The following is a 22,054-nucleotide window of genomic DNA, read 5'->3' as shown; positions in this document are numbered from 1 at the left end:
ATGATAAAAGAAGTGATTGTAGTCGAAGGAAGAGATGATATAACGGCTGTAAAGAGAGCTTTAGATTGTGAAGTTATTGCTACTGGAGGATTTGGATTTCCTAAAGGGGTAATGGAACGAATACAAACAGCAAGCTCAAAGAGGGGAATAATAATACTTACAGATCCGGACTTTGCAGGTGAAAAAATAAGAAAAAAAATATCAGATTCAGTAAAAGGATGTAAACATGCATTTTTGCCTAGAGAAAAAGCCATTAAAAATGGAGATATAGGCGTGGAAAATGCTAGTCCTGAAAGTATTAGAGATGCAATTTCTAAAGTTAGAACAGAAAGTACTGACAGCAGAATAGAGTTTTCTCATTTTGATTTAATCAACAATGGGCTAGTAGGTGTAGAAGGGTCTTTAAGCAAGAGAGATGAAATAGGAAAAATTCTTGGGATCGGTTATGGAAATGCAAAACAGTTTTTAAATAGACTAAATAACTACGGTGTTACAAGAGAAGAATATGAAGAGGCTCTCAAAAGATATGAAGAAGAATTCGGTAAAAATATTTAATAAATTATTTAGAAAATTATAGAAAGAAAGAGGAAAAAATATGGGAAATAGACTTTCGTCTCATAGTAAGACAATGGAAGTAGTAAGGAAATTTGGATTTAAATTTACGAAGTCTTTAGGGCAAAACTTTCTTATAGACGATAATATAATAGATAAAATAGTTGCAGGGGCAAACCCTGGAAGTGAAGATAATATAATTGAGGTCGGTCCAGGAATTGGGACACTAACAAGAGAACTAGCTAGTAGAGCCAAAAAAGTTGTAGCAATAGAAATAGATAAAAATCTAATACCTATCTTAGATGAAACATTATCCGATTTAGAAAATGTGTCTGTTGTAAATGAAGATATAATGAAAGCGGATATAAAGCAAATAGCTGATAAATATTTTGACGGAGAACCATTTAAATTGGTTGCGAATTTACCGTATTATATAACAACACCAATAATCATGAGATTTTTGGAAGAAGATGTAGATGTAACTGATATAGTTGTAATGGTTCAAAAAGAAGTAGCGGAAAGAATGAATGCAAATCCAGGGAAAAAAGATTATGGGGCACTATCTGTAGCTGTTCAGTATCATTGTGATACGGAAATAGTGGCAAAAGTACCGAGACATTTATTCGTACCTCAGCCAAATGTGGACTCAATAGTAATAGCTCTTAGAGTAAGACCAGAAAAAAAATATAAGACGGACAATGAAGAGCTTTTCTTTAAAATTGTAAAAGCTGCTTTTGGTCAAAGAAGAAAAACACTTTTAAATTCATTGACAAGTATGGGAATATTGGATAAAGTGGAGATTGGAAAAATTTTAAAAGAGTCTCAAGTTGAAGAAAAAAGAAGAGGAGAAACTCTTAGCTTAGATGAGTACGCTATTTTAGCAAATTGTATGAATAAAAAATTAGGGGAGGTATAGCAATGAGTGGCAATAATAAGAAGAAAAAAAACAATAAAATGTTAATAATTATTATGTCTGTAGTTGCTTTTTTTATGATATATTTACTTACCTTTAAACTATTCAGAGCACATTTAGCAAATAATACAAATGCAGATATAATGAGTGTGGATACTGGTAGCGAAAAAAATGTTATACAAGAAGAGATTGAAAGAAAAAAAGCCCTAGAATTAAAAAAAGGTCCTTTTGAAATATTAAAATCGAGTAAAAAAATATATATATCAGATGAACAAGTTGATAGCATAAAGATAGAGGGCGATTCGCTAGAATCGTTCAAAAGAAATTTAGAGATGTTTGTCAAAATAAGAAGCATAGATGATAGATTCAAGCCTTTAAATAAGGGAGTTACAGACAATGAAGTAGAATTTGAAACAGATTTCAATTATTTTAGAGTGAAAAAAAAAAATAAGACTGAATACTACAAAGTTCCTGTGTCCATGAAAAAAAGCTTTGAAACTACTTATAGAAAAATGATGTATACTTCTCTTGATTTTATAACTAGCAAAAAGAATTTAGGAGATATAAAAATATTTCATGGTAATGAAGAAAAGGGAGTATGGCCATGGAAAAAAGATGATTTGATGCATAAGATTCTTTACAAAAGAGAAGTCGGTAAAATACAACCAGAAAAAGAATTTTCAAAGAATAAATCCGATAGCTATACAATAAAAATTGATAAATCTGGAGTGAAAATCACAATACAAACTATGGGGAAAGACTTTATAAAAGTGGTATGTGGAGATAATATAGCTTATTATGAAGTATATCCAGAACTATATGAGTATTTAAAGAAAATTTTTAAGTAAGTACAAGATTAAATTTTAAAATAAAAAGACACCTAAATATTTAGGTGTCTTTTGAATTAAACTGAAAGTAATTTTTCTCCGACTTTATTTACAGGACCTGCACCACATGTAATGACTAAATCACCTTCTCCGACATTATCCTTTAGATAATCTACAATATCGTCAAATGTTTGTATATATTTAGCATCGACATTATTCTGGTACAATCTATCACATAAATCCTTTGAACTAATATCGCCAGGATCTTTTTCTCTTGCAGCGTAAATATCTGTTATAATCACATTATCCGCAGAGTAAAAAGCTTCTGAAAACTCATTTAATAGAGCTTTTGTTCTAGAATAAGTGTGAGGTTGGAATATTACCCAAAGCTTATTTTTCTTTAAGTTTTTAGCGGCTGAAAGAGCGGCTTTTACTTCTGTTGGATGGTGAGCGTAATCGTCTATAACTACGGCTCCATTAAAATTACCCTTCTTTTCGAATCTTCTACCAACACCAGTATATGTTTTTATTGCACTCTTTATTGTATCTACATCTATTCCAGATACAATCGATGCTATAATGGCAGCTGTTGCATTGTAGACATTGTGAACTCCGTATACTGAAAGTCTGAAAGTTCCCAAGTTTACTTTATTATATTTTAAATTAAATACTGCAAATCCATCTTCATCATATTTTATATCAGAAATTACAGCATCATTATCTTCGTTTTGTCCAAATCTAATTATAGTAGCATCTACATCATATACGATGTCTTTTGTATTTTCATTATCTCCGTTTATAATAAAAAAACCGTCCTCCGGTAGCAATTTACCAAACTTATTAAAAGAAGCTTTAATTTCTTCTATTCCAGAAAAATAGTCAAGGTGGTCTTCTTCAATATTTAAGACAATTGAAATAAAAGGATTGAAGTTCAAAAAACTATCTACATATTCACATGCTTCAGTAATAAAGTTTTCTGATGAACCAATTCTTACATTTCCACCTATAGAGCTAAGGTTACCACCAACTAGTATGGTAGGATCTTTCTCAGCATAATTAAAAATTGAAGATAACATGCTAGTAGTAGTAGTTTTTCCATGAGTACCAGAAACTGCTATCGAATTTTTGTATTCTCTCATAATCTGTCCAAGAAAAGCTGCTCTGTTGATCATTAGAATATTGTTATTTTTAGCTTCTAGAAATTCTTCGTTGTCATCAGAGATTGCTGCTGTATATATAACTAAGTTAGTATCCTTTGAAATATTTTCTTTTTTTTGACCTATATATATTGTGGCTCCTAAAGATCTAAGGCGGTCAACTAAATAAGATTCTTGCATATCAGAACCTGTAACCTTATATCCCTTATTTATACATATTTCTGCAAGAGCACTCATATTAATTCCGCCGATTCCGATAAAATGTACATTCATTTTTTTTCCACCTTTCGTAATAAATCAGATTTAAAGACACAATATGAACGTTATATGTGGTATAATAATAAAACGTTCAGTATTAAAGTGCGTAAATTTATTTTAACCAAAGTATATTATATCATAAAGTGCGATGTTTAGCTTGGGTATATTGGTAAAAGATTTTAAAGCAATTATATAATATTAAGTAATAAAATGCTGAAATAAACTAAAAAATAATTAAAAAATAATATGACTATATATTTGGAGGAAGTATGGAAAAGTTCAAAAGAAATGAAAGGATAGGAGCTATTGTAAAGATATTATCTGATAATCCTAACAAAATTTATACACTGAGTTATTTTACAAATCAATTTAATGCAGCAAAGTCTACTATTAGTGAAGATTTAATTGTAGTTAAAAACGTATTTGAAAAATTACAATTGGGAAAAGTTGTGACAATATCAGGTGCAGCTGGAGGAGTAAAATATATTCCTAAAACATCAAAAGAAGAAAATGAAAAATTTTTATTTGAGCTTTGTGATAGAATAAAAGAAGAGGGAAGAATATTATCAGGTGGATTTTTGTACTTGATAGATTTAATATACGACCCAAACGTTGTATATAAAATAGGAGAAATATTTGCATCAAACATTGATTATAGCGAAATAGATTGTGTTGTAACTATGGAGACTAAAGGTATTCCTATGGCGCTGATGACAGCTAAAGCTATGAACCTACCTTTAGTAATAATAAGAAAAAATACAAAAGTATCTGAAGGTCCGACTATTAGCATGACATATGTTACGGGTTCTTCTTCAAAAATTGAAACGATGAGTTTACCGAGTAAAGCTTTAAAACCAGGTAGCAAAGTCATTATAATAGATGACTTTATGAGAGGTGGCGGAACTATTAAAGGTATGACAGAGCTTATGAAGGAGTTCGATACAGAGGTAGTTGCGGCAGGTGTATTTATATCGACTGTAAAGCCGGAAAACAAGTTGGTATCAAACTATATTTCACTTTTAGAGTTAGACACAGATGGAAGCCAGATATCGGTACATCCGAATTTAAAGACTTTCAACTATGAGTATAGAGAATAGAATTACTAATATAATGAATTAATAATTTTTGATTGGTATTTCTAATACCAAAAATGAACCTTTGTATAGGATTTGTAATAACTGAATGTTCAAAACAGATATTTCTTGTAGCAGTATTTTAGAGAGGTATTTTTTATGATTGATTTAAACTTTGATGAGCTGACAGAAAGAATCAAGTATTTAAGAGAAAATAAAAAAAATGATGAAAAAATTATAGATATGCGTGAAATTTCTATTTCTGACATGGATTTAAGCGGAATGGATTTAAGCAAAATAGATTTTTCGTGGAGTGATTTTGTAAATGTGAAATTCATAGAAACAAATTTTGAGGATTCGGTTCTTGGAAATACAATGTGTAAAGGGATTGATTTTAGTGGCAGCAATTTCAGAGGAGCCAACTTAGAAAATGGAGATTTTAGAAATTCTAATCTTTCTAATACCAACTGTGATGAAACAGTTTTTACAGGAGCTTTATTAGAAGGGGCAAATTTAGAAAATTTAATCTATACTGATAAGACTATACATTTTAAAATGTCTTGCCCTGAAACAGGATATTTTTTTGGATACAAAAAATGTTTTAATGATAGGCTTGTAAAGTTATTGATACCAAAAGATGCAAAGAGATGTTCAGGAACTACTAATGCATGTAGATGTGATAAGGCTAAGACTGTATCTATAACCAATCTCGATGGTACAGGATTTTACAGAGAGGCGACTTCATTTGTCGATGGAGAATTTTCCTATAGATTGGGTGAATATTCATACGCAGATGAATTTAATGATGATAGATGGTTAGAGTCAACTCATGGTATTCACTTTTGGATGAGTAAAGAAGAAGCGTTAGCATATATGTAAATGAAATTTTAGAAAGTCGTTGCGATACTATGCAGCGGCTTTTATTGTGCAGTTAAGCTATAATTTATTTTGATATATTATCATATTGTTATTTATTATTAATATTTATATGCAGAATAATGTATATAGAAAAGGAGGAAACACGATAAAAAAATCGTTATAATTTGTTATGAAAAAATTGTGGACTTTAATAAAAATTTTTGTAGTTATAGCAATAGTAGTCATGGGATTTTACTTTATTCCGACAAGATATTTAAATGTTGAGTCTAAAAATCAATTTCCAAATATGCCAAATGGCTGTGAGATTACTTCTCTTTCAATGCTGATGAAATATAGTGGCTACGATGTAAGCAAGGAATATTTAAATGATAACTTTTTGAAAAAAAGTGGATTTTATAATACTGATCCAGAAGAATATTATATAGGAAATCCATACAAAAAAAGTGGTTACTACAGCTACGCAAAGCCTATTGCAGATTGTGCAAACAGATACTTTGAGAATCTAGGTGTATCTCAGCGAGCAGAGGATAAGACTGGGATGAGTGTTTTTGGTGTTTTAAATAATGTTATTTTTGACAAAAAACCTGTAGCAGTATGGTATACAATAGATGATAAGTCACCAGAATATGGGGATAGGTATTATACGAATTTACAAGGAGAAAAGCTACCTTTATATAAAAATCTACACTGTGTAGTTGTTGAAGGTGTCGGAAAAGGCAAAGTTTATATAATTGACCCAATTCAAGGAAAAAGAAGCGTTAACTTTGTACAGTTTATAAAATTATATTATCAAATGGGGCAAAGAGCCGTAATTATATGATATAATATTTTTGAAATGAATTGATGTTTAAAATACATAATAAAATATTAATTATGAAATAAGAATGAAAAAACATTCTATTAGCATTTTGGAGGAACGGAATATGAAAAAAGCAATAATACTTGCTGCCGGTAAAGGAACGAGAATGAAATCTTCCCACCCAAAAGTTGTACATAAAGTATGTGGGAAAGAAATGGTAAATCATGTAGTAGATGCTTCTGCTGAAGCGGGAGTGGATGAAAATATAGTAGTGCTAGGTCATGGTATAGATGAAGTGAAATCAGCACTTAGCGAAGATGTGAAAGTTGTGGTGCAAAACGAACAGCTTGGAACTGCACACGCTGTTATGATGGCAAATGATTATATAGGTGAAGATGATACTGTTGTAGTTTTGTGCGGAGATACACCTCTTATTGAATCTGAAACTTTAAGTTCATTTTTTGATTTCCATAAAAATGGAGATTTTGCAGTGACAGTATTGACTACATCTGTGGAAGATCCTACAGGATATGGAAGAATAATAAGAGATAGTAATAAACATTTAATAAAAATTGTTGAACAAAAAGATGCTAGCGATGAAGAAAAAGCAGTAAAGGAAATTAATTCTGGGATATATTGCTTTAAAGGAAAATATTTAAAAGAAGCATTGGCAAAAGTAGGTAATGATAATGCTCAAGGTGAATACTATCTTCCAGACACAATAGAACTAATCAGACTATCTGGTGGTAAAGCTGGAGCATGCGAAGGAGCAACAATCGAAGAATTAATGGGTGTAAACTCAAGAGTTCAACTTTCAAACGCTGAAAAAATAATGAGAAGAAAAATAAATGAAGCTCATATGGAAAATGGAGTAACAATAATTGATGTAGATTCTACATATATTGATAAAGATGTTGAAATAGGTAATGATACTGTGATAATGCCTGGTTGCATGATTACAAAGAAATCAAAAATAGGATCATCATGTACTATAGGACCAGATACAACTATTGAAAATTCTACTGTAGGTGATGATACAACTATTAAAAAATCTGAAATACTGGATTCTGAAGTAGGAAGTAATACAAAAGTAGGTCCTTTTGCTTATTTAAGACCTCAATCTCAAGTTGGTAATAACTGTAAAATAGGAGACTTTGTTGAAGTCAAAAAAGCTAAAATAGGAGATGGATCAAAAGCTTCTCACTTATCCTACATAGGAGACGCAGAGGTTGGCAAAAATGTTAATATAGGTTGTGGAGTAGTATTTGTAAATTACGACGGAAAAAATAAATTTAAGTCTATAGTAAAAGACAATGCTTTTATTGGGTCAAACTCTAATCTAATAGCTCCAGTAGTAATTGAAGAAGACGCTTATATAGCGACAGGATCGACTATAACGGATGATGTTCCTCAAGGTAATTTAGCTATTGCTAGACAAAGACAGGTTTTAAAACCTGGTTGGGTAGAGAATAAAAGAAAAAGAGATGAACAAAAGTAAAAATTGTGTTATAATGATTAGCGGAATATAAACAGGAAGAGAAAATATTTACATTTTAGGAGGTTTTTTTATGAGTTGTTATAATAACCATAAGATGAAGCTAATAGCTGGTAATGCATCTAAAGAACTAGCTAGCAAAATAGCAGATTGCTTAGATATGAACTTAGTTGATTGCCAGGTAAAAACTTTTAGCGATGGTGAAATAGCAGTTACAATAAACGAAACTGTAAGAGGCTGTGACGTCTTTTTAATTCAGTCCACAAATAGCCCTGTGAATAATAATTTAATGGAATTGCTGATATTAATTGATGCTCTTAAGAGAGCCTCTGTAGGATCAGTTACAGCCGTTATACCATATTATGGGTATGCAAGACAAGATAGAAAAGCTAAGGCTAGAGATCCAATCACTGCAAAATTAGTTGCAAACTTAATCACTGCAGCAGGTGCTGATAGAGTTCTTACAATGGACTTACATGCAGGTCAGATTCAAGGGTATTTTGATATACCAGTAGATCATCTATTGGGAGGAAAGATATTATCAGATTATTTTGCTGATTTAAATTTAGATGACTTGACAGTTGTATCACCTGATTTAGGTAGTGTTACAAGATCTAGAAAGTTTGCAAATGAAATAAGCAGCAAAATAAACAAAGAAGTTCCTATTGCAATAATCGATAAGAGAAGACCAAAGCCAAATGTTAGTGAAGTAATGAATATAATCGGTGAAGTAGAAGGTAAAAATGTTATATTACTTGACGATATGATAGATACTGCAGGTACAATTGTAAATGCGGCTTCAGCACTTAAGAAATTTGGTGCAAAAGATGTTTATGCTTGTTGTACACACGCTGTTTTATCTGGACCAGCAATAGAGAGAATAGAAAATTCAGATATAAAAGAATTAATTGTACTAGATACAATTGAATTATCGGATGAAAAGAAAATCAAAAAAATAAAAACTATGTCCGTAGCCAAGATTTTTGCGGACGCAATAAATAGAATATATACATTTGATTCAGTAAGTAAACTGTTTTAGTATTTCAGTTTATTTTTGAAATAAAGAAATTCATATCAACAACAGAGAAAACCAAGAAATCTTGGTTTTTTTTGTTGTAATGTTTGAAATTTATATATTTCTAATGTATAATGAAAAGGATATCATGAAAATTTTTTGGAGGTAAATATGGCTTTTTTTACAAATCATTATGTACTATCATTCATAAAGTTTGCAATACTTGCCACATTTGGGGAAATTCTAGCACTAAGTATAAAAAACAAGAAATTGACTATACCACATTCTGTAGGATATAGAATGTTGATATGGGGTCTTCTTGGTGTATGGATTGCCTTTATGATGGGTGTGTTTGCAGATGCTATGGGAATGAAACTTGCAAAGGCTAGTTCGACTATAATGAAGTCGACTTTTATGTTTGCATTTTTAACTTCATTAGTTATGAACTTCACATTTGGTCCGGTATTCATGGTGCTGCACAAGCACACAGATACATACTTAGATTTGAAGTATAACTCTAAGGGAGAAAAAATTACGCTTAAAAAGGTATGTGACAACGTAGACTACTATGCTTACGCTAAAAATGTGCTTATAGGAACTATACCAACATTTTGGATTCCGGCACATACAATAACATTCCTATTACCAGGAGAGTTTAGAGTAGTATTTGCGGCATTATTATCAATATGTTTAGGTGTTATATTATCTTTTAAATCTTAGTTTTAGTAGATAAAACATTAAATTTGAAAGATAAAGAGTTAAAACTAAGACAAATTAAAAATGAAAATTATCTAGTCCCCGTACAATCTGATATAGGTTGCACGGGGATTTTCCTTTTGAAAAACCTTATAAACATAACCATATACGACTTAAATAAAATTGATATTGACTATAATATTAAAAGCTTATTATCTTTCAAAAAAAGATAGCTTTTAATATAGATAATATCGTAATTTTTAGGAGAGTAGTATGGATAAAATAACAAGATTGATTAAATTTATCGGGGATATCAATTTTTCAGATATTCATATAAGAGAAAATGAGAATATCTATATAAGAGAGAATGGTTTTATTGAAGAATCAGATGAATTTGTAGATAAAGTTGAAATAGAAAAATTTTTGAATTGCATTGGAAAAAAAGAGCTGTTCAAGAGAGTTTACTCAGATAAAGAGATTGATTTTTCTTTTGAGCAGGAAGAAAGGCGATTTAGAGGAAATATATTTCTCCAAAATGGGAAAATTGGTATGGTCTTTAGAAATATAAAAAGTGAAATACTAAATTTAAAATCTCTTGGCATACCAAAGGTAGTCGAGAGATTTACAGAGCTAAATTCTGGCATAATTATAATCACCGGACCCACAGGATCTGGAAAAACAACGACTCTAGCAGCGTTGGTAGAACATATAAACATGAACCATAAAAAGCATATAATTACTATAGAAGATCCTATTGAATACATATATTCTAATAAACTATCTATAATAACTCAAAGGGAAATAGATAGGGATTCAAAGAATTTTAATGATGCTCTGAAGTTTTCGCTCAGACAGGATCCGGATGTATTGGTAATTGGAGAGTTAAGAGATGAAGAATCAGTGAAAATTGCTATGAGGGCAGCTGAAACTGGGCATTTGTGTTTTTGTACGCTACACACACTGGGGGCAAGCAATGCTATCGAAAGAATTATAGATATGTTTGATTCTTCGGAGTCCTGCAAAGTAAGAATACAACTCTCTTATGTATTAAAAGGTGTACTATCACAACAACTTATTCATACTAATAAAGAAGTCTTTGTTGTGGTTGACATCTTAAATGTAGATAAATCTGTATCAAATATGATAAGAGAAGGCAAGTGTAATCAAATAGACAACTATGTATTGACTAATAAATCTAAGGGAATGGTATCTATGGATGAACAGATTATTTCGCTTTTTAAATCAAAAAAAATAGACATTAATACATTGCAAGGTTCTTGCATTGATAAAGAAAGTGTGATGAGAAAAGTCGGGATAAGAAAAGATGTGAGCAAAGTATGGGAAGTCTAATATATTTTGGAATTACATCAATATTTATAACGATATATGTAATAGGAATTTTAAAAAATAGGGGTATATTTTATTGCTATACTGAAAAAATAGTGCTTTTTTTTATAGTATGTGCAATGATTCAATACAATGAAATATTTCAATACAGTTTTTTAAATAGACTTATGATTATATACTTTATTCCATCGATGCTTATAGTTGTAATAGTTGATATTAAAGAAAGATTTATATTTGATATAGACATTATTAGTGGTATAATGATACAGGTGGGAATAATTTTAATTCAATGCACAGTATTTGTATGTAGCGGGATAGAATGTTGGAGTATTATAGTAAATTTTTCTGCAGGAATGCTATATTTATTTGTAATCTCAATACTTATTTTTATCCTAACGAAATCTATGGGTGCAGGAGATGTTTTATATTTTGCGCTTATAGGATTAGTCAACGGATTACATGGTGTATTAATTATTATTTTAATATCATTTTTATCATCAGCTTTATATTGCGTAGTGATGATAATTAGAAAAGGAAACAAAGACGGTCTGATATCTTTCACACCGTTTATTTCTATTGGTTTTATAGCTTTAAATGAGATAATAATGTTAGTTTAGGAAGGATTAAGAAAAAATGTATATAATAGTGGGGCTGGGAAATCCAGGTAAAAAATACGAAAATACTAGACACAATGCTGGTTTTGACGTAGTGGATAAACTAGCAAGTAAAAATAATATTAAGATAGATAAAATAAAACACAAAGCACTTATCGGAGAGGGAAGAATAGGAAATGAGAAAGTTATCATTGTAAAACCTCAAACCTACATGAATTTAAGTGGGGAGTCGGTAGTATCAGTGTTGAATTTTTATAAGGTTGATTTAGAAAATTTAATCGTAATATACGATGATATAGATCTTGATGTAGGAAAATTGAGAATTAGAAAAAAGGGAAGTGCGGGCTCACATAACGGTATGAAATCTATTATAAAACACATTGGAACAGTAGAATTTCCAAGAGTTAGAGTGGGAGTATCAAAACCGGATAAAGGAAGAGATCTTGCGAATTTTGTGTTGTCAAGAGTCAGCAAAGACGAAGAAATAGATATGATGGAAGGTATTGATAAAGCAGTAAGTACTGTAGAGGAAATAATAAATTCAAATATTGACTCTGCTATGAATAAATATAATGGTTAAAGTAGGTGCAAAAAGATGCTGGATGTATTAATAGATCCTTTAAAAAATAGTTTAGAATATAATTCAATAGAAAAAGCCGTGGACTTAGAGGGGAATATTCAAATAAATGGTCTAACTCCATCTGCTAGAACAAATATTGCATATTCAATTTATAAGTCGACTTCTAGACAGATGCTTTATATAGCCAGCAGCGAGTATGAAGCAAAAAAAGTATATGAAGAACTGAGCGTATACGTTAAAAATAAAGTTGAATTTTTAGATGCAAATGAAATTTTGTTTTATAATCTTGACGCTAGAGATAGAAGGTCTGATGCGAGAAGATTAAAGACATATTTAAAACTTCTTAAAAAAGAAAATATAATTTTAGTTACTTATGTGGATTCAATTGCCAATAAATATATACCTAAAAGAATAATTGAAGAAAATATTTTTAAGTTAAAAGTTGGACAGATACAAGATATTACAGAACTTATAGAAAAATTAGTGGCACTGGGATATCAAAGAGTAAGCAAAGTAGAGGGGTTTGGACAGTTTAGCCTTAGAGGTGGGATTGTAGATATATCAACATTACTATATGATAATCCAATTAGAATAGAATTTTTTGATGATGAAATAGATTCAATCAGATCGTTTGATGTATACTCACAAAAATCTATTGAGAAAATGAAGACAGTTACGATAACTCCTTCAAGGGATTTTATATATCCTGAAGAAGTTGATGATGCTATTGAAAAAATAAAGAGTGAAACAAGTGATTTATCTGATCCAGATGTTTTCAGAAACATTGAAAGAATAAGAGAAAAAGAATACTTTGATGGACTAGAAAATTATATTGATTACTTATACGACGGCGAAGATAAAAGTATTTTTGAGTATCTTCATGAAAATGCAATTGTGTTTATTGATGATATCACTAGATATAAAGAAAGGCTGAAAAACTATAATTCTGAGTTTAGAGAGAATTATCTGTTGAATCTTGAAAGAGGTCTTGCTATAAAGTCTCAAGGAAATTTAATATATTCTTATGAAGAAGTAAAGTATTGGATAAAGGACAAAAAAGTAATATTAAATTCAATGCTTCCAAAAACAAAAGATACTATGAATATTCAATCTACTATAGAACTAAATAGTAGAGATATACCGAGTTACAATGGTAGAATAGATCTATTTGTAGAAGAGGTAAAGAGACTAAGGCATTCAGGATATAAAATTGTAGTTGCAGTTGGAACAAATGATAGGGCAAAAAAATTAAGCTCTATATTAACTGAAAGCAATATTGACAATATATACTCATCTAATAGAGATGTACAAATCGCAGCATCACAAATTGTATTGATAAATGCAAATATAAGTCAAGGTTTTCAGATTCCATCTATAAAATATCAAGTTATAACTGACAAAGAAATGGTCGGTGCTAACAAATCAGGTATAAAAAAGAAAAAGAAAAAAAGAAAACAATCTGCAAAGATAGAAACTTTCATGGATCTAAAGGTAGGCGACTACGTTGTACATGAAAACAGCGGGGTAGGTAAGTACACTGGTATAGAACAAATAAGCGTAAATAATATAAAAAAGGACTACCTAAAGGTTGTATATCAAGGAGATGATGTTTTATATGTTCCTATCGAGCAAATGGACAAGGTTCAAAAGTATATAGGAGCAGATGCAGAAAGAGTTAAATTAAATAAATTAGGAAGTCAAGAGTGGTCAAAAGCTAAGAAAAAAGTAAAAAAAGAAATAGAAGATATGACCAAAGAACTTCTGGAATTATATGCAAGGCGTAAAAATAGAAAAGGATATAAATTTTCAAAGGATAGTGTTTGGCAAAACGAGTTTGAAGATAAATTTCCTTATCAGGAAACAGATGATCAGCTAAAAGCAATAAAAGAAACAAAAAAAGACATGGAATCTTCAAAGGTAATGGACAGACTTGTCTGTGGGGATGTTGGATATGGAAAGACGGAAATAGCAATAAGAGCTATATTTAAAGCTGTAATGGATGGAAAACAGGTAGCGGTATTAGTTCCGACTACTATACTTGCACAGCAGCATTACAATACGTTTGTAGAAAGATTTGAGGACTACCCTATTAGAGTTGAAGTTCTAAGTAGATTTAGAACACCTAAGCAACAAAAAGAAATAATAGAAGATGCAAAAAAAGGAAAAGTAGATGTACTTTTGGGTACACATAGAATAGTATCAAAAGATATAGACATGCCTAAGTTAGGATTAGTTGTAATAGATGAGGAGCAGAGGTTTGGAGTAAAGCATAAAGAAGCACTGAAAAAAATAAGAGCAAATGTTGATGTTTTGACGCTTTCTGCTACACCTATTCCAAGGACTTTACATATGTCTTTAAGTGGAATTAGAGATATGAGTATAATTGAAGAACCTCCACAAGAGAGATATCCTGTTATGACTTATGTAACAGAAGCCAAAGAAAGTATAATTCAAGATGAGATATACAGAGAATTGGGCAGAGGAGGACAAGTATTTTTAGTCTATAATAGGGTCGAAGGTATAGAACAGTTTGCAGCTAAAATTAAAAGCTTAGTACCTGATGCTAATGTAGGAGTTGCTCACGGCAAAATGTCGTCAAAGCAGTTAGAAAATACGATATTATCATTTTTATCAAAAGAGTTCGACGTATTAGTCTGTACAACAATAATAGAAACAGGTATGGATATAGCAAATGCTAATACCATGATAATATATGATGCCGATAAAATGGGATTATCTCAACTATACCAGCTTAGAGGTAGAGTAGGACGTAGTTCTAGACAAGGATATGCATACTTGATGTATGAGAGAAATAAAATATTAAGTGAAGTTGCAGAAAAAAGATTAAAGGCGATTAAAGAGTTTACAGAATTTGGTTCAGGATTTAAAGTGGCTATGAGAGACCTTGAAATTAGAGGTGCTGGTGATGTGCTAGGTGCTCAGCAGCATGGTCATATGGCTGTAATTGGATATGAATTATACGTAAAGATGTTAAATGAAGCAATATCTAAAATCAAGGGTGAGGATTTACTTGAAGATGTTGAAGTAGAGATAGAACTATCTGTAAACGCATATATTCCAAGTAAATATATAGAAGATGAAATCGCAAAATTAGAAATGTATAAAAAGATTGCAACGATAGAAAGCAAAGAAGATATGTATGAAGTGCAGGAAGAATTAGAAGATAGATTCTCTGATATTCCTAAAGAGACTCAAACATTATTAAATATTGCCTATATAAAATCTCTTTGTAAGAGATTGAAAATAGATAAAGTAAAGCGTGTTGGTCAAACTATAGAACTAGAACCGGTGACTAAATATGAAACAAAAGAAGTCAGTGGATATGAAATAGTAATGGAGCTTGAAGACATGCTTGAAGGGTTTTGCAAGAACATAAAAACAAAATAGGAGGATATAAAATTTGAAAAAATTATTAGCAGTTTTAGTTGCGGCAGTAATCGGTTTTTCTACGGTTGCTTGTACAAATAACTCAGTAGCAGTTGTTGATTCAAAATCAATAACTAAAGAAACATTTGAAAATCAGTTGAAATTCAATAAATGGGTAATGGAACTTCAATATGGAGATTCAATATGGACAGAAATGAAAAAACAAGATGCCAACTATCAAGATACTTTAAAGACACAGGTATTGGAATCTCTTGTTCAGACACAAGTATATATGAATTATGCGAAAAAGAATAACATAGAGCCAGATGCAAAACAGTTAAAGCAGTTTAAAGAACAGAATAAGAAGATGTTTGAAAATGCAGATACTAAAAAAAGCTATGAAAAAACTGGACTAAGTAAAGAATTCATGGATGGATATGCAGAACAAGTTGCAACTCTTACAGGGTTCACAAACTATATCAAGAAAAAAAGTGCCCCAACAGAGAAGGAATTAAAAGAATACTATGAAAAAAATAGTGAAAAAGTAGATGCTTCTCACATACTAATCTCAACAGTTGATGAAAATGGTAAGGCTTTATCTGAAGACAAAAAGAAGGAAGCTAAGAAAAAGGCTGATGAATTATATAAAAAGGCTAAAGACGGAGCTGATTTTGCCACTCTAGCTAAGGAAAATTCACAAGATACTGGCTCTGCTGAAAATGGAGGATCTTTAGGAGAATTTGGTAAAGGTTCAATGGTAGAAGCATTTGAAAATACTGCATTTTCTCTAAAAGAAGGAGAAATTTCGCAGCCAGTTGAATCAGAATATGGATATCATATTATCAAGTTAAACAAAAAGACAAAATCAGATTACAAAAAAGTTAAAGATACTTTAAAAACTGAATTGACTGAACAGAAAGCTCAGGAAATGATATCAAAAATAACAGAATCTGCAAGTATAGAAAAGTTTGACGATGTTGTAAAGGAAATTCCTTTTGGATCAACTGGATCTACTGAAAAAAAGACAGAAGATAAAAAGGATACAAAAGAAACGACTGAAAAAAAGACAGAAGATAAAAAAGATTCAAATGAATCTAAAGACACAAAAGATACAAAAGAATCTACTGAAAAAAAGACAGAAGATAAAAAGTAAAGTGAATCCTTATAGCCTACATCAATTGATATCGATGTAGGCTATTTTATTTTAACGCTGCAAAGCATCGAATAATAAAGGGTGTTTTGATTGTAAATATAATTGGGTATAGTTATGTATTAAAGCACTCTGTTGTGTTATAATAATTCTATAAATTATGATTTGAAAGAATCTTGAACTGGAGGAAACAATGAGAACAGGTAGTAAAAAGAACACCTTTTTGATGGGTACGTTAATTTTAGGTGCTGCCGGAGTTATAATAAAGATTTTGGGAGCTGTCTTTAGAATCCCGCTTGGGCATTTTATAGGTGCTGAGGGAATGGGATATTATCAGACTGCTTATCCTGTTTATGCTTTATTTTTGACGTTGGCAACAGCTGGTTTTCCGACTGCTATAGCAAAACTGGTTTCAGAGCAGGCTGCTTTAGGAAATCATAAGGGCGCAAATGAAATATTTAAAATTACTCATATAATGTTATTTCTGACTGGCTTAATTAGCTTTTTAGTCCTATTTTTTGGAGCTGAATACATAGTTACTAATGTACAACATAATCCAAACGCAGTAACAGCCATGAGGGCTATTGCACCGGCGCTTTTAATTGTGCCATCAATGTCTGCATATAGAGGATACTACCAAGGATATCAACAAATGTCTAGAATAGCAATATCTCAAATAGTAGAGCAGATGTTTAGAGTATTTTTGGGATTGACGTTAGCTTATATTCTAATGAAGAGTATGGGAGCAAAATACGGTGCTGCCGGTGGTATATCTGGAGCTACAATAGGTGCTTTATGCTCGTTTTTATTCTTGGCACTGATATATTTTAAAGATACAAAACAAAGAAAAGAACAAATAAAAAACAGTGTAGGATATGTAAAACAAAGTACATCTTCTATAATTAAAAAAATTATTTGGGTAGTTGTTCCAATAAGTATAGGAGCTTGTGTTATGCCACTTGTCAACGTTGTTGATACAGTAATCGTAATATCTAGGCTAGAAGCTGCTGGATATACATGGATGTCTGCAAACTCAATGCTAGGTCAATTGACAGGTATGGCAATGCCTATTATAGTTATGCCTATGATATTCACAACTGCAATAGGTATGAGTTTAGTGCCTGCAATTTCTGAGTCATATACATTGAAAAAATATGATGAAGCTAGACGTAATGCAAAAATTGCATTTAAGATAACACTTCTTCTTGTTTTACCTTGTGCTTTTGGGCTTGCATCACTTGCATCACCTTTGATGGAATTACTTTACCCAAAACAGCCATCTAACGTGGTAGGCTTGATGTTATTTGCTCTAGCACCAGCATGTGTTTTCTTAGGATTATTGTATACATTTAATGGTATACTTCAGGGTATGGGAAAACCGATGGTACCAGTGTATGCACTTTTGTGTGGTATATTTGTAAAAGTCGTAGTGAGTTATACATTGACTGCTATGCCTCAAATAAATATTATAGGTTCAGCTTTGGGTACGGTTCTGTCCTATATGGTGGCCGCTTGCATAGAATTTGTGTATATAAAAAAGGCGCTCGATCTAAAGCTTAATATAATGCAATTCTTTATAAAACCTCTTATTACGGTAATGATTATGTTTGTTTGTGTTAGACTTTCGTATGCAGGTCTAAACATGATTGTAACTGGAAAAATAACAACGTTGATTTCTGTAATGATAGGTGGAATAGTTTATGTAGCAGTTCTTCTTTTAATAGGAGGAATAACAAAAGAAGAAATTCTAGCAATGCCAAAGGGTCCTAAGGTGTATAGTAAGTTACAAAAAATAAAATTAGTAAGATAAACTTAGTTAGGCTATAAAAACATATAGATAAACGATAAAAATATATGCTAGAGAGGCTTTTGCAAATTTAATTATTATTTGTATAAAGCCCTCTTTTTTTATATAATGAATACAGTGTGATGAAATATAAAATCTTAAAAAATTCAAGAATATATTATGCAAACATTAAAGGCAATTGATGTAATATTGAAGTTAGCTTGTGTAAACATCATAGAGAATAAAATAAAAAATATTATTTAAACTGTATAAAAATATATGTAGAGATATTAAGCGAGGTAAGAAATGAGTGTTAAAATAGTTGGTTTGGGAGCAGGAGATATATCTCAAATAAGTTTTGGAGCTAAAGAAGCTTTAATGAATTCAGAGAAAAATTATTTGAGGACAAAGGAACATCCTGTAGTAGAAAAATTAGATATAGAATATGAAAGCTTTGACTCTTATTATGAAGAAGGAAAAACTTTTGAAGACGTGTATGAGCAAATTGCACATAAAATAATAGCAGAAGGAAAAGATAAAGATATAGTATATGCTGTTCCTGGACATCCTAGAGTAGCAGAAATTGCTGTTTCAATTATAGAAAAATTAGCAAATAAGGAAAATATAGAGCTGGAAGTCATACCTTCTATGAGTTTTGTAGATGCGATGTTTAACTTTTTAGGGTTTGACCCATCTGAAGGATTCAGGCTTTTAGATGCATTTAAAATAGTAAAAAAAGACTTAGATTGCGACTCTAATATAATTATTACTCAGGTCTATGATCGATTTATAGCATCAAATATAAAGCTTGCTTTGATGGAGTATTATACAGATGATCAGGATATATGGATAGTTAGTTCTGCGGGAGTGAAAGGTTTAGAATTAAAGAAAAAGGTTAAATTGAGTGATTTGGATAGAGTAGAAAATAAATTTGACCATTTGACAAGTCTTTTTATTGAGAAGTCATCAAATAAGAAATATGAAAATATATATGATCTCGTTGAAGTGGTAAAAGAGTTAAGGGGAGATAATGGATGTCCTTGGGATAAAAAACAAACTCATGAATCTTTGATAAAGTATCTAATTGAAGAATCATATGAAGTAGTGGATAGCATAGAAAATGATGATATTGATTTGTTGATTGAAGAATTAGGAGATGTATTATATCAAATAGTTCTACATTCTCAAATCGGAAGTGAGGAAGGTTATTTTGATTTTGATGAAGTCTGTGACACGGTATCTAAAAAGATGAAATACAGACACCCGAATGTATTTGAAGATAGTTCTCAAGAATTCGAAAATAAAGAACAAAACTGGGAAGAACTCAAGATGAATGAAAAGGATGAGAATACAATTTCTGAAGGTCTAAATAGGATTCCTAAATCCCTACCAGCATTGATGAAAGCTGAAAAAATTCAAAGTAAAATAGAAAAATCAGGTATTTTATTAGAAAAAAATATAATACTTGAAAAAACAATTAAAAAATTTAAGCAGTTTTTAAATGCTATAGAAAATGAGGACAGTTATACAGCAAAAGACAATGTAGGTGAACTTATTTTTTATGTCATAAGCTTAGCAAAAACGCTGAATATTAGCTCAGAACAAGCTTTAAATTCATTTAATGATAAATTCGTAAAAAACTTTGAAGATATTGAAAATAAGCGAATTGAAGAAGATAAAGGCATAAACGATTCGAAAAGTGTAATAATAAATGCATATTTGGAAGCCATTAAAAATAAAAAATAATAAAAAACATTGAAATATAGCCAAAACTTATGTATAATAATGTTGTCAACGAGAAATAAATTCTAAGAAATTTAAGTTGTAAAAATATATCACTACAGGAGGTAATTATTGTGAACAAGGCAGAATTAGTTGCTAAAATGGCAGAAAAGAGTAACCTAACTAAGAAGGAAAGTGAACTGTCTCTTAACGCGTTCATGAAGGTTGTAGAAGAAACTCTAGTTGCAGGAGATAAAGTGCAGTTAGTTGGATTCGGAACTTTCGAAACTAGAGAAAGAGCTGCTAGATCTGGAAGAAACCCAAGAAAGCCAGAAGAAGTTATTCAGATTCCTGCTTCAAAGGCACCTGTGTTCAAAGCTGGAAAAGGTCTTAAAGAGCTAGTGAACAAATAGATAAAACTACTGAGATAGTATTGGCATTTTTAAAAATTGTCGATGCTATCTTTTTTTACAATAATTTATGAGTGAATATATAAAGTTGTCTTTTAATAGCGTACGCGGACTTTACGTCAGATCCTACGCTATTTTAAATATAATCAAAATATGATACAATCAAGAGGTATATATATTAATAGTTAGAAATTTATGAGAAATAAAAAGAGGTTAAAAAATGAGATTAGATAAATATTTAAAAGTATCAAGAATAATAAAAAGAAGAACTGTAGCCAAAGAGGCATGTGAAAAAGGACTTGTGGAAATAAATGGTAAGGTTGCAAAATCATCTTCAGAAGTAAAAATAGGAGATATATTAAAAATAACATTTGGCGAAAAGATAGTGGAATATAAAATTGCAGCTATTAAAGAACACGTTTTAAAAGACGAGGCGAAAGAGCTATACGAGATAATATAGGTGAAGACATGAAATACGGAGCGATTGACATAGGCACAAACTCTATGAGATTATTGCTTTCAGAAATGGAAGGTAGTAATTTTATTGAGCGAAAAAAAATAATTGATACGACTAGATTAGGTCTTGGTGTTGATGAATTTGGTAATATAAGCGAAGAAGCCATACAAAGAAACTTAGAAGCGTTAAGAAAGTTCAAAGAAATTTGCGATACATATGGCTGTGAAAAAATTGTATGTGTCGGGACCGCAGCGCTTAGAAACGCTAAAAATAAGTATAAGTTTATATCCATGGCAAAAGAACTGACAGGAATTGATGTAGATGTAATAGATGGAGATAAAGAAGCTTATTATGGGTATAAAGGAGTTGTAGGCGGAATCACATTAGATGATACGGATACAATTCTAGTAATAGATATAGGCGGAGGGTCAACAGAGTTGATTCTTGGTGATAGTAAGAAAATATATTACGAAAAAAGCATTGATTTAGGCGCATTAGTTATGTCAGAAATATTTGCTTCAGATAAACCTGAGTCAGAAGAACTAATGGGTAAAATGAGAGAATATATTAAAAATAAAATTATGCCTACAATTGACTATATCAAATCAAAGAACTACAATCTAACAACAGTGGGAATAGGTGGAACTATAACCTCTGTTTCAGCTATAAACCAAAAGTTGGAAACATATTCAATGGACAAAATTCATGAGAGCACAATAACAATTTCAAATATTGAATCTCAAATAAAATATATAAACTCAAAAAAAATAGAAGATAGAAGAAAAATTATAGGTCTGCAGCCTAAAAGGGCGGAAATTATATTACCTGGAGAGTTGATATTAGAAGAAATAATGAAAGAACTGGGTATTAATTCCATAAAGATAAGCGAATATGATAACCTAGAAGGTGTATTATACTGCGTTTCAAATAAATAAGG

20 protein-coding genes are annotated in these 22,054 nt (G+C 30.9%); 19 read left to right on the top strand and 1 reads right to left on the bottom strand.

Translation table 11 applies throughout. The features are described from left to right. From rnmV to C0982_RS01865, 3 genes are read left to right on the top strand one after another with little or no spacing between them, the layout of a single operon-like run. Nucleotides 1–555, top strand: coding sequence for a ribonuclease M5 (rnmV, locus tag C0982_RS01875; RefSeq protein WP_101772549.1), 555 nt, complete (start codon nt 1–3; stop codon nt 553–555). 40 nt (nt 556–595) lie between these two features. Continuing rightward, complete coding sequence (gene rsmA, locus C0982_RS01870; RefSeq protein ID WP_101772548.1) at nt 596–1,468, top strand: 16S rRNA (adenine(1518)-N(6)/adenine(1519)-N(6))-dimethyltransferase RsmA; 873 nt, start codon at nt 596–598, stop codon at nt 1,466–1,468. 2 nt (nt 1,469–1,470) lie between these two features. Next, entirely contained in the window at nt 1,471–2,313 is an 843-nt protein-coding gene (locus C0982_RS01865) for a hypothetical protein (protein ID WP_101772547.1), read from the top strand. Between the two features lie 56 nt (nt 2,314–2,369). Here the strand turns inward: C0982_RS01865 and murC are convergent, their stop codons facing one another. After that, on the bottom strand, nt 2,370–3,722 hold the full coding sequence (murC, locus tag C0982_RS01860; protein ID WP_101772546.1) for a UDP-N-acetylmuramate--L-alanine ligase: 1,353 nt from the start codon (nt 3,720–3,722) through the stop codon (nt 2,370–2,372). Between the two features lie 254 nt (nt 3,723–3,976). Here murC and purR point away from each other — a divergent pair, with 254 nt between their 5' ends. The 16 genes from purR (at nt 3,977) to C0982_RS01780 (ending at nt 22,052) form a co-directional block, all read left to right on the top strand. Continuing rightward, complete coding sequence (purR, locus tag C0982_RS01855) at nt 3,977–4,804, top strand: pur operon repressor (protein ID WP_101772545.1); 828 nt, start codon at nt 3,977–3,979, stop codon at nt 4,802–4,804. 135 nt (nt 4,805–4,939) lie between these two features. After that, nucleotides 4,940–5,659 carry a pentapeptide repeat-containing protein gene (locus C0982_RS01850; protein ID WP_242961462.1) on the top strand — a complete coding sequence of 240 codons (720 nt, stop codon included), beginning with the start codon at nt 4,940–4,942 and terminating at the stop codon, nt 5,657–5,659. 169 nt (nt 5,660–5,828) lie between these two features. Next, nucleotides 5,829–6,479, top strand: a complete 651-nt coding sequence (locus tag C0982_RS01845; protein WP_101772544.1) for a C39 family peptidase — start codon at nt 5,829–5,831, stop codon at nt 6,477–6,479. A 103-nt stretch (nt 6,480–6,582) separates the two neighbouring features. Beyond that, nucleotides 6,583–7,956: a bifunctional UDP-N-acetylglucosamine diphosphorylase/glucosamine-1-phosphate N-acetyltransferase GlmU gene (gene glmU, locus C0982_RS01840; RefSeq protein ID WP_101772543.1), complete on the top strand. Its 1,374-nt coding sequence runs from the start codon at nt 6,583–6,585 to the stop codon at nt 7,954–7,956. A gap of 70 nt (nt 7,957–8,026) precedes the next feature. Continuing rightward, nucleotides 8,027–8,992, top strand: a complete 966-nt coding sequence (locus C0982_RS01835) for a ribose-phosphate diphosphokinase (protein ID WP_101772542.1) — start codon at nt 8,027–8,029, stop codon at nt 8,990–8,992. Nucleotides 8,993–9,139: 147 nt separating this feature from the next. Next, complete coding sequence (locus tag C0982_RS01830) at nt 9,140–9,688, top strand: Mpv17/PMP22 family protein (RefSeq protein WP_101772541.1); 549 nt, start codon at nt 9,140–9,142, stop codon at nt 9,686–9,688. Between the two features lie 249 nt (nt 9,689–9,937). Then, nucleotides 9,938–11,014, top strand: a complete 1,077-nt coding sequence (locus C0982_RS01825; RefSeq protein ID WP_101772540.1) for a type IV pilus twitching motility protein PilT — start codon at nt 9,938–9,940, stop codon at nt 11,012–11,014. Continuing rightward, entirely contained in the window at nt 11,002–11,628 is a 627-nt protein-coding gene (locus tag C0982_RS01820; RefSeq protein ID WP_101772539.1) for a prepilin peptidase, read from the top strand. Before C0982_RS01825 ends, C0982_RS01820 begins: the two co-directional genes overlap by 13 nt. 16 nt (nt 11,629–11,644) lie before the next feature. Continuing rightward, the gene (gene pth, locus C0982_RS01815; RefSeq protein WP_101772538.1) at nt 11,645–12,205 is read left to right on the top strand and encodes an aminoacyl-tRNA hydrolase; all 561 of its coding nucleotides are present in this window, start codon (nt 11,645–11,647) and stop codon (nt 12,203–12,205) included. A gap of 15 nt (nt 12,206–12,220) precedes the next feature. Next, nucleotides 12,221–15,613 carry a transcription-repair coupling factor gene (gene mfd / locus C0982_RS01810; protein WP_101772537.1) on the top strand — a complete coding sequence of 1,131 codons (3,393 nt, stop codon included), beginning with the start codon at nt 12,221–12,223 and terminating at the stop codon, nt 15,611–15,613. 13 nt (nt 15,614–15,626) lie between these two features. Continuing rightward, nucleotides 15,627–16,745, top strand: coding sequence for a peptidylprolyl isomerase (locus C0982_RS01805; RefSeq protein ID WP_101772536.1), 1,119 nt, complete (start codon nt 15,627–15,629; stop codon nt 16,743–16,745). 190 nt (nt 16,746–16,935) lie between these two features. Next, nucleotides 16,936–18,552 (top strand): putative polysaccharide biosynthesis protein, encoded by a 1,617-nt coding sequence (locus C0982_RS01800; protein ID WP_101772535.1) that lies wholly within the window; start codon nt 16,936–16,938, stop codon nt 18,550–18,552. Between the two features lie 282 nt (nt 18,553–18,834). After that, nucleotides 18,835–20,274 (top strand): nucleoside triphosphate pyrophosphohydrolase, encoded by a 1,440-nt coding sequence (mazG, locus tag C0982_RS01795; RefSeq protein ID WP_101772534.1) that lies wholly within the window; start codon nt 18,835–18,837, stop codon nt 20,272–20,274. Between the two features lie 110 nt (nt 20,275–20,384). Continuing rightward, nucleotides 20,385–20,663, top strand: a complete 279-nt coding sequence (locus tag C0982_RS01790) for an HU family DNA-binding protein (RefSeq protein WP_101772533.1) — start codon at nt 20,385–20,387, stop codon at nt 20,661–20,663. A gap of 217 nt (nt 20,664–20,880) precedes the next feature. Further along, nucleotides 20,881–21,120 carry an RNA-binding S4 domain-containing protein gene (locus C0982_RS01785; protein ID WP_101772532.1) on the top strand — a complete coding sequence of 80 codons (240 nt, stop codon included), beginning with the start codon at nt 20,881–20,883 and terminating at the stop codon, nt 21,118–21,120. 8 nt (nt 21,121–21,128) lie between these two features. Then, a complete protein-coding gene (locus tag C0982_RS01780; RefSeq protein WP_101772531.1) occupies nt 21,129–22,052 on the top strand; it encodes a Ppx/GppA phosphatase family protein in 924 nt (307 codons plus the stop codon). Nucleotides 22,053–22,054 lie beyond the last annotated feature (2 nt).

Origin of the sequence: Peptostreptococcus faecalis, from assembly GCF_900240845.1 — a bacterium.
Taxonomy (GTDB): Bacteria; Bacillota; Clostridia; order Peptostreptococcales; family Peptostreptococcaceae; genus Peptostreptococcus; species Peptostreptococcus faecalis.
The sequence above is the reverse complement of the archived record's forward strand: the minus strand, read 5'-3'. Positions and strand labels throughout refer to the sequence as shown.